This window comes from Streptomyces geranii (assembly GCF_002954775.1).
In the GTDB taxonomy this organism is placed as follows: Bacteria; Actinomycetota; Actinomycetes; order Streptomycetales; family Streptomycetaceae; genus Streptomyces; species Streptomyces geranii.
The window spans coordinates 1-15,212 of record NZ_PJME01000094.1; the positions used below are offsets into that span (position 1 = coordinate 1).

Below are 15,212 nucleotides of genomic sequence, written 5' to 3' on the forward strand. Positions count from 1 at the left end.
TCAAACGCCGGACGGGCTGAAAGATCTAGCCCGTCCGGCGTTTGAGGACGAAGGGGGTTCGGGGGCGGAGCCCCCGAAGGATGGGACGGGTAGGGGCGGCGGGGGCGAAAAAACCAACGCCCAGCCCCCTCACACCCTGTTGGCCGTCGCCGCGTCCAAGAACGCCGGCCGTTCTCCCCCGCCGTGCACCAACAGGCTCGCCCCACTCACATACCCCGCCGCATCCGACGCCAGGAACACCACCGCCGCCCCGATGTCCGACGGCTCCGCCAACCGCCCGACCGGCACCGTGCGGGCGACCGCGTCGACGCCCTCGGGGCCGCCGTAGTGCAGGTGGGACTGTTCTGTGCGGACCATGCCGACCACCACCGTGTTGACCCGCACCTCCGGCGCCCACTCCACTGCCATCGACCGAGCCAGGTGCTCCAGCCCCGCCTTGGCCGCCCCGTACGCGGCGGTCCCCGGCGACGGACGGCTGCCGCTCACGCTGCCGATCATCACGACAGACCCCCGGGCCCGTTTCAGGTGCTCGTACGCGGCGAGGGACACCGTGAGAGGCGTGATCAGATTCAGCTCGACGACACGGACATGCCGCTCGGCCTCCCTTTCGCCGGCCCCCTCCATCGGCCGATAGGGACTACCCCCCACGTTGTTGACCAGCACGTCGAGGCGCGACAGCCCCCCGACGAAGTCGTACACGGCCGCCCGGTCCCGCAGATCGACCTCTGTGAACTCCACCCCGGGCAACGGCACTTCAGGCGGCCTGCGGGCGCACACCAGGACCTCGGCCCCAGCTTCGGCAAGCGCCCGAGCGATCCCCGCGCCCACCCCGCGCGTACCGCCGGTGACCAGCGCGACCCGCCCCTTCAGGTCGGCCCCCGGAGCACTCAAAGCCGCTCGATGATCGTCACGTTCGCCTGTCCCCCGCCCTCGCACATCGTCTGGAGCCCGAACCGGCCCCCCGTGCGCTCCAGTTCATGCAGCAAGGTCGTCATCAGCTTCACGCCGGTCGCGCCCAGGGGATGGCCGAGGGCTATCGCCCCGCCGTTGACGTTGACCCGCTCCGGGTCCGCGCCCGTCTCCTTCAGCCACGCCAACACCACCGGTGCGAACGCCTCGTTGATCTCCACCAGGTCGATGTCGTCGATGGACAGGCCGGTCTTCTTCAGGGCGTGCGCGGTGGCCGGGATCGGGGCCGACAGCATGCGGATCGGGTCCTCGCCCCTGACCGAGAGGTGGTGGATGCGAGCCCTCGGGCGCAGGCCGTGCTCCCGTACCGCCCGCTCGGAGGCGATCAGCATCGCGGCGGCACCGTCGGACACCTGGGACGAGCAGGCAGCCGTGATCGTGCCGCCCTCGATCACCGGTTTCAGGCCCGCCATCTTCTCCAGGGACGTGTCCCTGCGCGGGCCCTCGTCCACCGTCACCGTCTCGTAGGCCACCGTCTCGCGCGCGAAACGGCCCTCGTCGATCGCCCGCACCGCCCGCTCGTGGGACAGCAGCGCGTACTCCTCCTGGTCCAGCCTGCTGATGCCCCACTTCGCGGCGATCATCTCGGCGCCCGCGAACTGGTTCACCGGCCGGTCCCCGTACCGCGCCCGCCAGCCGACGCTGCCCGCGAACGGGCCCTCCGTCAGCCCCAGGGGCAGGGCCGCCTGGCGGGAGGCGAAGGCGATCGGGATCAGCGACATGTTCTGGACGCCGCCCGCGACGACCAGGTCCTGGGTGCCGGAGAGGACCGCCTGCGCCGCGAAGTGGACCGCCTGCTGCGAAGAACCGCACTGCCGGTCGACCGTCACCCCCGGCACCTCCTCGGGCAGCCCGGCGGCCAGCCAGCTGGTGCGGGCGATGTCACCGGCCTGCGGCCCCACCGTGTCCAGGCATCCGAAGACGACGTCCTCCACGGCGGCCGGGTCCACCCCGGACCGCGACATGAGCGCCGTCAGCGCGTGCGCGCCCAGGTCGGCGGGATGCACCCCGCTCAGACCACCTCCGCGCCGCCCCACAGGCGTACGGACCGCTTCGACGACATAGGCCTCGGCCATGGCAACTCCCCAGACTCCCCTATGAGTTACACGAGTGATGGACTCAACTGCGTACGGCGATCCCGTCCAGCACCATCGACAGGTACTGCCGGGCGATCTCCTCGGGCCTGTGCTGTCCGCCCGGCCGGTACCAGGACGCGGCGACCCACACCGTGTCGCGCACGAAGCGGTACGTGAGGCGGATGTCGAGGTCGGCGCGGAAGACCTCGGCGGCGACCCCGCGTTCCAGCGTGGACAGCCACGCCTTCTCGAACTTGCGCTGCGACTCGGCGAGGAACGCGAACCGCTCCTGCGCGACCAGCTGCCTGCTCTCCTTCTGGTAGATCGCGACGGCGGCGCGGTGCCGGTCGATCTCCCGGAAGGACTCGGTGACCAGCGCCTCCAGCGTCTCGCGCGGCCCGGACTCGGCGTCCAGGACGGAGTCGTAGCCGTGCCACAGCTCGTCGAGGAAGGTGCGCAGGATCTCCTCCAGCATCGATTCCTTGGAGTCGAAGTGGTAGTAGAGGCTGCCCGCGAGCATGCCGGCGTGGTCCGCGATCTTGCGTACGGTGGTGGCGTTGTAGCCCTGTTCGGCGAAGACCTCGGCCGCGGTGGCGAGGAGTTCGTGGCGACGGGCGGGCACGGCGGTCACCTGGGGCTTCTTCTTCGTAGGAGGCACGTGTCCATTGTGGTCCCCGGCATGAGTCGTCCTAGGGGTGCTGGTTGCTGACGGAGACGACTTCCCCCGTCATGTACGAGGAGTAGCCGGACGCCAGGAACACGATCACGTTGGCCACCTCCCAGGGCTCGGCGTACCGCCCGAAGGCCTCTCTGGCCGTCAGTTCGGCCAGGAGTTCGGGGGTCGTCACCTTCACCAGGTGCGGATGCATGGCGAGGCTCGGCGACACCGCGTTGACCCGGACGCCGTACTCCGCCGCTTCTATCGCCGCGCTCCGGGTCAGCGCCATGACGCCCGCCTTCGCGGCGGCGTAGTGCGCCTGCCCGGCCTGGGCCCGCCAGCCGACGACGGACGCGTTGTTCACGACCACCCCGCCCCAGCCGCCCTCCCGGTAGGCCCGCAACGCCGCCCGTACGCACCGGAACGTGCCGTTCAACGTCACGTCCAGCACCCTCGACCACTGCTCGTCCGTCATGTCGACGAGGGCCGAAGTGCCGCCGAGACCGGCGTTGTTGACGACTATGTCGAGCCGCCCGTGCGCCGCCACGGCGGCGTCGAACAGCGCCCGCACCTGGCCCTCGTCGGTCACGTCGCACGGGAGTGAGTCGACGGCGCCCTGGAACTCGGCGGCCAGCTCACCCTCGTACTCCTTGAGCCGTCGCGCGTGCGCGTCGCTGATCAGCACGCGCGCGCCCTCCTCCAGGAACCGGCGGGCGGTGGCCCCGCCGATCCCGGCGCCCGCGGCGGCCGTGATCACGGCGGTGCGCCCCTTCAGCAGCCCATGCCCGGACACGTACGCCGGACTGTCGACGTCTCCCATGGAGCCACCGTAACCTACCAAACACTTGTTAGGGAAGGTCGATCGCCGATGAACCTGTCGCTCATGGACTCAGTGGACTCAGTGGTGGTGGTCCCCGCTCGTGATCTCCCGGTACTCCTCGACCGTCGGCTTCGGGATCCGGGTGTCGGGGCCGAACATCGACCGCGCCAGTCGGGCCCGCAGCCGCTGCCCGGGGCCGACCCTGCGGCGGACGCCGTTCGCGTCGACGAGCGGGCCGATCTCGTACGGCGGCTCCTGTTCGTGCTGGGTGAGGGTGAACAGGGCCTCCTGCGGGAGGGGTTCGTGGATCTCGACGTACTCGCCGTGCGGGAGGCGTTTGATCGTGCCGGTCTCCCTGCCGTGCAGCACCTTTTCGCGGTCGGCGCGCTGGAGGCCCAGGCAGATCCGTTTCGTCACGACGAACGCGAGCACCGGCACGACGAAGAAGCCGATCCGCACGAACCAGGTGATCGCGTTGATCGACAGATGCAGATGCGTGGCCACGATGTCGTTGCCGCCGCCGATCAGCAGCACGCCGTACAGACTCAGCCAGGCCACGCCGAGTCCCGTACGGACGGGGACGTTCCGCGGCCGGTCGAGGATGTGGTGCTCGCGTTTGTCGCCGGTGATCCAGGCCTCGATGAACGGGTACACGCCGATGGCCGCCATGATCAGCGGGAAGAGGGAGAAGGGGATGAAGACGCCCAGCGCGAGGGTGTGGCCCCAGGCGTTGATCTCCCAGCCGGGCATCACCCGGATCAGGCCCTCGGAGAAGCCGAGGTACCAGTCGGGTTGGGCGCCGGTGGTGACCAGGTCGGCGCGGTACGGACCGAACGCCCATACGGGGTTGATGCTCGCGATGCCGCCGAGCACCGCCAGCACCCCGAAGACGAGGAAGAAGAAGCCACCCGCCTTCGCCATGTAGACCGGCAGGAAGGGCATGCCGACGACGGTTTTCTGGTCGCGGCCGGGGCCCGGGTACTGCGTGTGCTTGTGGTAGAAGACGAGGATCAGATGGGCGACGACCAGCCCCAGCATGATCCCCGGCAGCAGCAGGACGTGGATCGGGAAGAGCCGCGAGATGATGTCGTGGCCCGGGAACTCCCCGCCGAACAGGAACATCGAGAGGTACGTCCCCACCACCGGGACGGACAGGATCGCGCCGTCGGCGAAGCGCAGGCCGGTGCCGGAGAGCAGGTCGTCGGGGAGCGAGTAGCCGGTCAGGCCGGTGATGATGCCGAGGAACAACAGGGTCCAGCCGAACGCCCAGTTCAGCTCGCGCGGCTTGCGGAAGGCGCCGGTGAAGAAGACGCGCATCATGTGGATGAGCATCCCGGCGACGAAGACCAGCGCCGCCCAGTGGTGGATCTGCCGGATCAGCAGTCCGCCGCGTACGTCGAAACTGATGTCCAGCGTGGACTCGTACGCCCTGGTCATGATGACGCCGTTGAGCGGGGTGTAGGAACCGTTGTAGACGACCTCGACGCCGCTCGGTTCGAAGAAGAGGGTGAGGTAGACGCCGGTGAGGATCAGGATGAGGAAGCTGTAGAGGCAGATCTCGCCGAGCATGAAGGACCAGTGGTCCGGGAAGACCTTGCGCATGTTGGCCTTGGCGATGGCGTAGAGGCCCAGCCGCCCGTCGGCCCAGTCGGCTAACTTCTCGCCCTTCGGGGGCTCACCCCTGCGTGCCGAACTCCCTTTTCCCACAGCCGTGTTCATCCGTACTGCCTCCCCCTCGGATCATCCTCAGGGTGGCACGGCCGCACACTTGTGCCAACGGTGCGTACACCGCCTCGTACGCCGGTGTCAGTCGACGATCCCCGCCGCCCGCGCGGCGACCAGCCACTTCGGGAACTCGCCCACCAGCCGGTCGTACAACTCGTCGTCGGACACGGCACGCGGATCCGAACCGGCGTGGAAGAAACCGGCGTTGTCGACCACCCGGCGCCCCGGCACCGCCAACTCGTCGAGCTTGCGCAGGAAGTCGAACTGCTTGCTCGACGCGTCGCCGAAGCCGATGAACTGCCAGAACAGGGGCAGCCTGGCCGACTTGCAGACGTACCGTTCGGCGGCCAGCTTGTTGATCGGGCCGCCGTCGGTCTGGAAGACGACCAGCGCGGGAGCCGTCGACCCGCTGTCGAGGTAGTGCTCGATGACGGCGTCCATGGCGAGGTGGTAGCTGGTCTTGCCCATGTGGCCGAGCCCGGAAACGATCCGGTCGACGCTGCCCGCGTGGTCGTCGAGCGCGATAGCGGTCACGGCGTCGATGTCGGTGGAGAAGAAGACGACGGGAACCGTCCCGTCGTCGTCGAAGTGGGCTGCGAGCCCCAGCACCCGGTCGGCGAGCGACTGCACGCTGCCGTCCTTGTAGTAGGGCTTCATGGAGCCGGAGTAGTCGACCACCAGATAGACGGCGGCGGGTTGACCGTCCAGCCCGTGCCGGTCCACGGCCGCCCCGGCGCTCTTGTAGAGGCTGACCAGCGCGGGCGCGCTCTCCTGCACCTTGGTGAGACTGATCGCGGCCATACGCGGCTCCCCCCGTTCCCTGATGGAATGCGAGGGTACGTCACCCGGGCGGGTGATCCTCCCACGTACCCTGTGCCCCATGAAACGAACCGGCGTTCTCCTCCTCGCCGTGGTGCCGTTGCTGGCGACGACCGCGTGTCTGTCCGTCGCGTCGGACACCCCGCGCGGTCCCGAGGTCACGCGTGTGGAGGAAAGCCCGCTGGACGCGGAGTCCACGCTCGTCGACCCGCCGAAGAAGGAGCTGGCCCACCGGATCGTGGCGAGCGCCGAGAACGGCACGCTGGACTGGCGCAGTGCGTACGGCTATGTCGAGGACATCGGCGACGGGCAGGGTTACACGGCCGGCATCATCGGCTTCTGCACCGGCACGCACGACCTGCTCGCGCTCGTCGAGGAGTACACGCAGGAGCACCCGGACAACGCCCTCGCGCCCTATATACCGGCGCTGCGCGCGGTCGACGGCACGGACTCGCACGAGGGGCTCGACCCCGGTTTCCCGGCAGCCTGGAAGAAGGAGTCGAAGGTCGCGGCGTTCCGCGCGGCCCAGGACGCGAAGCGGGACAAGGGCTATTTCGAACCGGCGCTGCGGCTCGCCGTCGAGGACGGGCTGGGGCTGCTGGGCCAGTTCGTCTACTACGACGCGATGGTCTACCACGGGCCGGGCGAGGACTGGTTCAGCCTGGGCGGCATCCGTGCCGCCGCCAAGAAGGAGGCCGCCAGCCCGGCGGCGGGCGGCGACGAGAAGACGTATCTGCGCGCGTTCCTCGACGTCCGGCGCAAGGCGATGCTGGACAAGTGGCCGGACGTCGACACCAGCCGCGTCGACACGGCCCAGCGGCGCTTCCTCGACGCGGGGAACCTCGATCTGCACACACCGCTGGAGTGGAAGGTGTACGGGACCACGTTCAAGGTGCCCTAGGACTTGTGCCCTACGGCTTGCCGTCGGACGTGCCACGGCGCCCGCCACGTCCGGTCGGGGACTGTGGCGAGCGCCGTGGTTGTTCGTTCCGTACGCCTTTGTACGGGACGTCTGTGGGGTGACCGTCAGGCCACTCTCATGACCGTCAGACCATCAGGGAACGGTCCGTCGGGCGGATCGGGGCCGGGAGTTCGCTCGCGCCCGTCAGGAAGCGGTCGACTCCGCGCGCCGCCGAGCGGCCCTCGGCGATGGCCCACACGATGAGGGACTGACCGCGGCCGGCGTCACCGGCGACGTACACGCCGGGGACGTTGGTCGCGAAGTCGGCGTCGCGGGCGATGTTGCCGCGCTCGTCGAGGTCCAGGCCGAACTGCGAGACGAGGCCGTTGTCCTGGTCGGTGCCGGTGAAGCCCATGGCGAGGGTGACCAGCTGGGCGGGGATCTTGCGCTCCGTGCCCGGCTTCTGGGTCAGCTTGCCGTCGACGAACTCGACCTCGGTGAGGTGCAGCCACTGCACGTTGCCGTGCTCGTCGCCCTCGAAGTGGGTGGTCGAGACGGAGTAGACCCGCTCGCCGCCCTCCTCGTGCGCCGAGGTGACCTTGTAGAGCATGGGGAACGTCGGCCAGGGCTGGCCCGGGTTCCGCTCCTCACCCGGCTGCGGCATGATCTCCAGCTGGGTGACGGAGGCCGCGCCCTGGCGGTGGGCGGTGCCCACGCAGTCCGCGCCGGTGTCGCCGCCGCCGATCACGACCACGTGCTTGCCCTCGGCGGTGACAGGCGGGGCCACGAAGTCGCCCTCCTGGACCTTGTTGGCCAGGGGCAGGTACTCCATCGCCTGGTAGACGCCCGTCAACTCCCGCCCGGGGACGGGGAGATCACGGGCGGTCGTCGCACCGGCGGCGATCACGACGGCGTCGTACCGCTTGCGCAGGTCCGTCGCCTTGAGGTCGCGGCCGATCTCGATGCCCGTACGGAAGCGGGTGCCTTCCGCGCGCATCTGTTCGATACGGCGGTTGATGTGCCGCTTCTCCATCTTGAACTCGGGGATGCCGTAGCGCAGGAGGCCGCCGATGCGGTCGGCGCGCTCGTACACCGCGACCGTGTGACCGGCCCGGGTCAGCTGCTGGGCGGCGGCGAGACCCGCCGGGCCCGAGCCGATGACCGCGACCGTCTTGCCGGAGAGGCGCTCCGGGGCCTGGGGGGCGACGTCGCCCGTCTCCCAGGCCTTGTCGATGATCGAGACCTCGACGTTCTTGATGGTGACCGCGGGCTGGTTGATGCCCAGCACGCACGCCGACTCGCACGGAGCCGGGCACAGACGGCCGGTGAACTCCGGGAAGTTGTTGGTGGCGTGCAGGCGCTCGGACGCCGACGTCCAGTCCTCGCGGTAGGCGTAGTCGTTCCACTCGGGGATCAGGTTCCCCAGCGGACAGCCGTTGTGACAGAACGGGATACCGCAGTCCATGCAGCGGCCGGCCTGCTTGCTGATGATCGGCAGGAGCGAACCGGGAACGTAGACCTCGTTCCAGTCCTTGAGACGTACGTCCACGGGGCGGGACTTGGCGACCTCGCGCCCGTGGTTGAGGAAACCCTTCGGGTCAGCCATTGATCGCCGCCTCCATCATCTTCTCGGTGATCTCGGTCTCCGTGAGACCGGCCTGCTCGGCGGCGGCCTTGGCGGCGAGCACTGCCTTGTACGTGCTGGGGATGATCTTGCTGAAGCGCTGGACGGCGACGTCCCACTCGGCCAGGAGCTTCTCGGCGACCGTGGAGCCGCTCTCCTCCTGGTGCCGGCGCACGACATCGTGCAGCCACTTCTTGTCGGCGTCGTCGAGGGCCTCGACCGCGTCCACGTTGCCGACGTTGACGTTGTCGCGGTCCAGGTCGATGACGTACGCGATACCGCCGGACATACCGGCCGCGAAGTTGCGTCCCGTCTCGCCGAGGACGACCGCGTGACCGCCGGTCATGTACTCGCAGCCGTGGTCGCCCACGCCCTCGGAGACCACCGTGGCACCGGAGTTGCGGACACAGAACCGCTCGCCCGTACGGCCGCGCAGGAACAGTTCGCCGCCGGTCGCGCCGTACGCGATGGTGTTGCCCGCGATCGTCGAGAACTCGGCGAGGTGGTCGGCACCCCGGTCCGGGCGGACGACGACCCGGCCACCGGAGAGCCCCTTGCCGACGTAGTCGTTGGCGTCGCCTTCGAGGCGCAGGGTGACACCGCGCGGCAGGAAGGCGCCGAAGGACTGGCCGGCGGAGCCCGTGAAGGTGATGTCGATGGTGTCGTCGGGCAGGCCCGCCCCACCGAACTTCTTCGTCACCTCGTGGCCGAGCATCGTGCCGACCGTGCGGTTGATGTTGCGGATGGCGACCTGGGCGCGGACCGGCTGGGCGTCGGTCGCGCTGTTCGCGGCGAGGGCGTCGGCGGCGAGCTTGATCAGCTCGTTGTCGAGCGCCTTCTCCAGGCCGTGGTCCTGCTCGATGACCTGGTGGAGGGCGGCGCCCTCGGGCAGTTCGGGCACGTAGAAGAGGGGGGCCAAGTCCAGGCCCTGCGCCTTCCAGTGGTTGACGGCGCGCTCGACGTCGAGCGTGCCGGCCTGGCCGACGGCCTCCTCGATGGTGCGGAAGCCCAGCTCGGCGAGGATCTCGCGGACCTCCTCGGCGATGAACTGGAAGAAGTTCACGACGTACTCGGCCTTGCCCGCGAACCGGTCGCGGAGCACCGGGTTCTGCGTGGCGATGCCGACCGGGCAGGTGTCGAGGTGGCAGACGCGCATCATGACGCAGCCGGAGACGACGAGCGGCGCGGTCGCGAAACCGAACTCCTCGGCGCCGAGCAGCGCGGCGATGACGACATCACGGCCGGTCTTGAGCTGACCGTCGGTCTGTACGACGATCCGGTCGCGCAACCCGTTGAGCAGCAGCGTCTGCTGCGTCTCGGCGAGGCCCAGCTCCCAGGGACCGCCCGCGTGCTTCAGGGAGGTAAGGGGAGAAGCACCCGTACCGCCGTCGTGCCCGGAGATGAGGACGACATCGGCGTGCGCCTTCGACACACCGGCGGCGACGGTACCGACGCCGACCTCGGAGACCAGCTTCACGTGGATCCGCGCCTGCGGGTTCGCGTTCTTCAGGTCGTGGATGAGCTGGGCGAGGTCCTCGATGGAGTAGATGTCGTGGTGCGGCGGCGGCGAGATGAGCCCGACACCGGGGGTGGAGTGCCGCGTCTTGGCGACCCACGGGTAGACCTTGTGGCCGGGCAACTGCCCGCCCTCACCCGGCTTCGCACCCTGGGCCATCTTGATCTGGATGTCGTCCGCGTTGACCAGGTATTCGCTGGTCACACCGAAGCGGCCGGACGCGACCTGCTTGATGCTGGACCGGCGCGCGGGGTCGTACAGACGGTCCGGGTCCTCGCCGCCCTCACCGGTGTTGGACTTGGCGCCCAACTGGTTCATGGCGATGGCGAGCGTCTCGTGCGCCTCCAGCGAGATGGAGCCGTACGACATGGCGCCGGTGGAGAACCGCTTGACGATCTCGCTGACCGGCTCGACCTCGTCGATGGAGATCGAGGGGCGGTCTGACTTGAAGCCGAAGAGCCCGCGGAGGGTCATGAGCCGCTCGGACTGCTCGTTCACCCGGTCCGTGTACTTCTTGAAGATGTCGTAGCGGCGGGTGCGCGTGGAGTGCTGGAGACGGAAGACCGTCTCCGGGTCGAACAGGTGCGGCTCGCCCTCGCGGCGCCACTGGTACTCGCCGCCTATGTCGAGAGCGCGGTGCGCGGGCGCGATGCCGGAGGCGGGGTACGCCTTGGCGTGCCGGGCGGCGACCTCCTTGGCGATGACGTCGATGCCGACGCCGCCGATCTTGGTGGCGGTGCCGAGGAAGTACTTGCCGACGAAGGCGGTGTCGAGACCGACGGCCTCGAAGACCTGGGCGCCCCTGTAGGAGGCGACGGTCGAGATGCCCATCTTGGACATGACCTTGAGGACGCCCTTGCCGAGCGCGTAGATCAGGTTGCGGATGGCCTGCTCGGGCTCGATGCCGGGCAGGAACGTACCGGCGCGGACCAGGTCCTCTACGGACTCCATCGCCAGGTACGGGTTCACGGCGGCGGCGCCGAAGCCTATGAGCAGGGCGACGTGGTGGACCTCGCGGACGTCACCGGCCTCGACCAGCAGGCCCACCTGGGTGCGCTGCTTGGTGCGGATGAGGTGGTGGTGGACGGCGGCGGTGAGCAGCAGCGAGGGGATCGGCGCGTGCTCTGCGTCCGAGTGCCGGTCCGACAGCACGATGAGACGAGCGCCGTTGTCGATGGCCGCGTCGGCCTCGGCGCAGATCTCGTCGATGCGGGCGGCGAGGGAGTCGCCGCCGCCGCTGACCCGGTAGAGGCCGGAGAGGGTCGCGGCCTTCATGCCGGGCATGTCGCCGTCGGCGTTGATGTGGATGAGCTTGGCCAACTCGTCGTTGTCGATCACCGGGAAGGGCAGGGTGACGCTACGACAGGAGGCGGCGGTCGGCTCAAGCAGGTTGCTGGCGGGGCCGAGGGAGGAGCGCAGGCTGGTGACCAGTTCCTCGCGGATGGCGTCCAGCGGCGGGTTGGTGACCTGCGCGAACAGCTGGGTGAAGTAGTCGAAGAGCAGTCGCGGGCGCTCGCTCAGCGCGGCGATCGGCGAGTCGGTGCCCATGGAACCGAGCGGCTCGCCGCCGGTCTTGGCCATCGGCGCGATGATGACGCGCAGCTCCTCCTCGGTGTAACCGAAGGTCTGCTGGCGCCGGGTGACCGAGGCGTGGGTGTGCACGATGTGCTCGCGCTCGGGCAGGTCGGACAGCTCGATCTCACCGGCTTCGAGCCACTCCGCGTACGGCTGCTCGGCGGCGAGGCCGGCCTTGATCTCGTCGTCCTCGATGATGCGGTGCTCGGCGGTGTCGACGAGGAACATCTTGCCGGGCTGCAGGCGGCCCTTGCGGACGACCTTCGCGGGGTCGATGTCGAGGACGCCGACCTCGGAGCCGAGGACGACGAGGCCCTCGTCGGTGACCCAGTAGCGGCCGGGGCGCAGTCCGTTGCGGTCGAGGACCGCGCCGACCTGGACGCCGTCGGTGAAGGTGACACAGGCCGGGCCGTCCCAGGGCTCCATCATCGTGGAGTGGAACTGGTAGAAGGCGCGCTGGGCCGGATCCATCGTGCCGTGGTTCTCCCACGCCTCCGGGATCATCATCAGCACGGAGTGCGGCAGCGAACGGCCACCGAGGTGGAGCAGTTCGAGCACCTCGTCGAAGGACGCCGAGTCGGAGGCGTCCGGCGTACAGATGGGGAAGACGCGCTCCAGACCCTTGTCGCCGAACAGGTCGCTGACCAGCTGCGACTCGCGCGCGGCCATCCAGTTGCGGTTGCCCTTGACCGTGTTGATCTCGCCGTTGTGCGCGACGAAGCGGTACGGGTGGGCGAGCGGCCACGACGGGAAGGTGTTCGTGGAGAAGCGCGAGTGGACGAGCGCGACGGCCGACGCGAAGCGGCGGTCGGACAGGTCGGGGAAGAAGGGCTCCAGCTGGCCGGTGGTCAGCATGCCCTTGTAGACGATGGTCCGCGCGGAGAGCGAGGGGAAGTAGACGCCGACCTCGCGCTCGGCGCGCTTGCGCAGCGCGAAGGCCTTGCGGTCGAGGTCGATGCCGGTGGCGGGCACGGCGGCGCCGTCCGCGACGAAGATCTGCCGGAAGGCGGGCATCGTCGAACGGGCGGTGGCACCGAGGAGCCCGGGGGCGGTCGGCACCTCACGCCAGCCGAGGACTTCGAGGCCTTCGTCGCCGGCGATCGTCTCGATACGTGAGACGGCCTCGGCGAGAGTCGGACCCGCGTCGGTCGCCCCCGCCTCCTCCGGAAGGAAGGCGATACCAACCGCATAGGAGCCGGCCTCGGGCAGCTCGAATTCGGCCACCTCACGGAAGAAGGCGTCGGGGACCTGGGAGAGAATGCCGGCGCCGTCACCGGAGTCGGGCTCGGAGCCGGTGGCACCTCGGTGCTCCAGATTGCGGAGAACCGTGAGCGCCTGCTCGACCAGCGTGTGGCTCGCCTCGCCGGTGAGGGTGGCCACGAAGCCGACGCCACAGGCGTCGTGCTCGTTACGGGGGTCGTACATACCCTGCGCAGCAGGGCGAGCATCCATGAAGGACCACTTCTGGCCATTCTCGGAATGCTGGGACGGCTGGCGCGGCGTACGCATCGGCTCTCCCGTCGTCGTCGTGTGGCATATGCATTAGCCGAGGGACGACGTTGGCCCTCTTGGAGTGCAAAATTTCGTGCAGGTTACATGATGGGACGGTTCTCGGGAACCGGATACTACGTACCAACATGCGGACACCGTCGTGCGCGGCGTGATGACCGCGCTGCGGTGGAAGTAATGGGGGGCGAAGCGGACAGATCGATGTCCTTCGACCCATGGCAAGGGGAGCTCCGTCGCCCACCTCGCGGGGTGCGCCGCAGGCTTCGTTGCCCACAGCGCTTACGGCTCATGCCCAGTGGTTAAGCGTTCGAAACCAGCGAGTAACGGCTACTTATACGGCCCAACGCATAAGTGCACGTTTCCTTATCGTACGGCCGCCTCGGTCGGGTTGCCCAGGGCGTACGTCACACCGACCACGAGAGCGACGACGAGGGCGACGGAGAGGGCGACGAAGAGGGCGATCAGGAGACCGACCGGGCCGCAGGAACAACGTACGGACTCCCCCGCCACGGCCGAGAAAGGCCACCTCCACCTGCGCCTTCACCGTGATCGCTCATCCGTAGGAGTGCTCGCACAAATGTCGACCGGGTGACGCTGGGGCGCCTGAGGCTCGTGCGAACGCCTCCGGTGGGACAGTTCCGCAAAGGGTTCCGCTCCCCGCGAGGGAGCCCCCGGAACCCTCCGGAGGAGAGGCCGCGTATGGCATCGATCGCCTGCATTCCCTCGGTCCCGACGCCCGAAGACGCCGCCGTCCTGCGCGACAGAGCACGCGGTGCCCTGCTGGGTCTGGCAGTGGGGGACGCGCTCGGTGCCCCCGCCGAGAACATGAAGCCCTCCGAGATCCGCGCCCGTTGGGGCCGCATCACCGGCTACGTGGCCGAGAACCCCTCCGGTACGGACGACACGGAGTACGCGATCTTCTCGGGCCTCCTCCTGGCCCGCCACGGCTCGGCCCTCACCCCGGCCCATGTGGAGGCGGCCTGGCACGAGTGGATCGCGGACCGGGACGAGGGTCCCTTCCGGGGCGCCGGTTTCAGCGAACGGGGCACGCTGGAGAACCTGCGCAGGGGCCTGGCGGCGCCGATCTCGGCCCAGCATCGCCACGCGTGGAGCGACGGACTGGCGATGCGGGCGGCCCCGTTCGGCGTCTTCGCGGCGGGCCGCCCGGCGGAGGCGGCCCGGCTGGTGGCGATCGACGGTTCGGTGAGCCACGACGGCGAGGGCATCTACGGCGGCCAGGCGGTGGCGGCGGGAGTGGCGGCGGCGATGGCGGGCGCCCCGACGATCGCGGTGGTGGCCTCGGCGCTGGCGGTGGTCCCGGACGACAGCTGGACGGCACGTTCGCTGCGCCGGGCGGTGGCGGTGGCCCACCGGGGCGAACGGGCGGTGCGCTCCGCGGTGGTGATCGGCGGCTACCCCTGGACCGACCTGGCCCCGGAGGCGGTGGCCCTGGCCTTCGGCGCGTACGCGGCGGCCGACGGCGACTTCAGGGAATCGGTGCTGACGGCGGTGAACATGGGCCGCGACGCCGACACGACGGCGGCGGTGGCAGGAGCGTTGGCCGGCGCGACGAACGGCGCCTCGGCGATCCCCCCGGACTGGGCGGAGGCAATCGGCGAGGCCCGCGGCACGTGCCTCCCCTCGATGGCAGGCCACCACGTACTGGACGTGGCGGAACTGCTGACACCGGGGGAGGGCGGCAAGTGGGGCGCGAAGAGGACAACGGTACGGGACCAGTAGTGACCGTCCCGCAGGAGGAGCTTCCTTCTTTCCCACCCACCCACCCGTTTCCACCCCGTCCACCAGCCACCCTCGAACCCCAACTCCGCTCCCACCAGCGCGGATCGACACCACCGGGCCCACAAGAGCCTTGAGGACGAACCCACGCACACCCGACCCACCCACGACTTGAGAACAGGTCCGGCCCAAAGCCACCCACCCCACCCACGCACCCCAGACACACCCGACCCACCCACGGCTTGAGGACAAGCCCGCCCAGGCTGATTTCCCCCGCACACAC

11 protein-coding genes are annotated in these 15,212 nt (G+C 69.4%); 2 read left to right on the top strand and 9 right to left on the bottom strand.

Annotation, left to right across the window (positions count from 1 at the left end):
• Window positions 1–129: 129 nt before the first annotated feature.
• From CW359_RS44345 to CW359_RS44370, 6 genes are all read right to left on the bottom strand, one after another.
• The gene (locus CW359_RS44345; protein ID WP_232838882.1) at window positions 130–891 is read right to left on the bottom strand and encodes an SDR family oxidoreductase; all 762 of its coding nucleotides are present in this window, start codon (window positions 889–891) and stop codon (window positions 130–132) included.
• Window positions 888–2,045: an acetyl-CoA C-acetyltransferase gene (locus CW359_RS44350; RefSeq protein ID WP_105975943.1), complete on the bottom strand. Its 1,158-nt coding sequence runs from the start codon at window positions 2,043–2,045 to the stop codon at window positions 888–890. The genes CW359_RS44345 and CW359_RS44350 overlap by 4 nt, the downstream gene beginning before the upstream one ends.
• A 43-nt stretch (window positions 2,046–2,088) precedes the next feature.
• Window positions 2,089–2,703, bottom strand: a complete 615-nt coding sequence (locus CW359_RS44355) for a TetR/AcrR family transcriptional regulator (RefSeq protein ID WP_105975944.1) — start codon at window positions 2,701–2,703, stop codon at window positions 2,089–2,091.
• A gap of 31 nt (window positions 2,704–2,734) precedes the next feature.
• Window positions 2,735–3,523: an SDR family oxidoreductase gene (locus CW359_RS44360; protein ID WP_105975945.1), complete on the bottom strand. Its 789-nt coding sequence runs from the start codon at window positions 3,521–3,523 to the stop codon at window positions 2,735–2,737.
• A 78-nt stretch (window positions 3,524–3,601) separates the two neighbouring features.
• On the bottom strand, window positions 3,602–5,242 hold the full coding sequence (gene qcrB, locus CW359_RS44365) for a cytochrome bc1 complex cytochrome b subunit (RefSeq protein ID WP_105975946.1): 1,641 nt from the start codon (window positions 5,240–5,242) through the stop codon (window positions 3,602–3,604).
• Between the two features lie 87 nt (window positions 5,243–5,329).
• Complete coding sequence (locus tag CW359_RS44370) at window positions 5,330–6,049, bottom strand: vWA domain-containing protein (protein ID WP_105975947.1); 720 nt, start codon at window positions 6,047–6,049, stop codon at window positions 5,330–5,332.
• Window positions 6,050–6,128: 79 nt separating this feature from the next.
• Here CW359_RS44370 and CW359_RS44375 point away from each other — a divergent pair, with 79 nt between their 5' ends.
• Window positions 6,129–6,968 carry a chitosanase gene (locus tag CW359_RS44375; RefSeq protein ID WP_105975948.1) on the top strand — a complete coding sequence of 280 codons (840 nt, stop codon included), beginning with the start codon at window positions 6,129–6,131 and terminating at the stop codon, window positions 6,966–6,968.
• 145 nt (window positions 6,969–7,113) lie between these two features.
• Here the strand turns inward: CW359_RS44375 and CW359_RS44380 are convergent, their stop codons facing one another.
• The 3 genes from CW359_RS44380 to CW359_RS45660 form a co-directional block, all read right to left on the bottom strand.
• The gene (locus tag CW359_RS44380; protein WP_105975949.1) at window positions 7,114–8,574 is read right to left on the bottom strand and encodes a glutamate synthase subunit beta; all 1,461 of its coding nucleotides are present in this window, start codon (window positions 8,572–8,574) and stop codon (window positions 7,114–7,116) included.
• Entirely contained in the window at window positions 8,567–13,192 is a 4,626-nt protein-coding gene (gltB, locus tag CW359_RS44385) for a glutamate synthase large subunit (protein WP_105975950.1), read from the bottom strand. The genes CW359_RS44380 and gltB overlap by 8 nt, the downstream gene beginning before the upstream one ends.
• A gap of 363 nt (window positions 13,193–13,555) precedes the next feature.
• On the bottom strand, window positions 13,556–13,702 hold the full coding sequence (locus CW359_RS45660; protein WP_157968752.1) for a hypothetical protein: 147 nt from the start codon (window positions 13,700–13,702) through the stop codon (window positions 13,556–13,558).
• A gap of 189 nt (window positions 13,703–13,891) precedes the next feature.
• Here CW359_RS45660 and CW359_RS44390 point away from each other — a divergent pair, with 189 nt between their 5' ends.
• Window positions 13,892–14,932 carry an ADP-ribosylglycohydrolase family protein gene (locus tag CW359_RS44390; protein WP_105975951.1) on the top strand — a complete coding sequence of 347 codons (1,041 nt, stop codon included), beginning with the start codon at window positions 13,892–13,894 and terminating at the stop codon, window positions 14,930–14,932.
• Window positions 14,933–15,212: the final 280 nt, after the last annotated feature.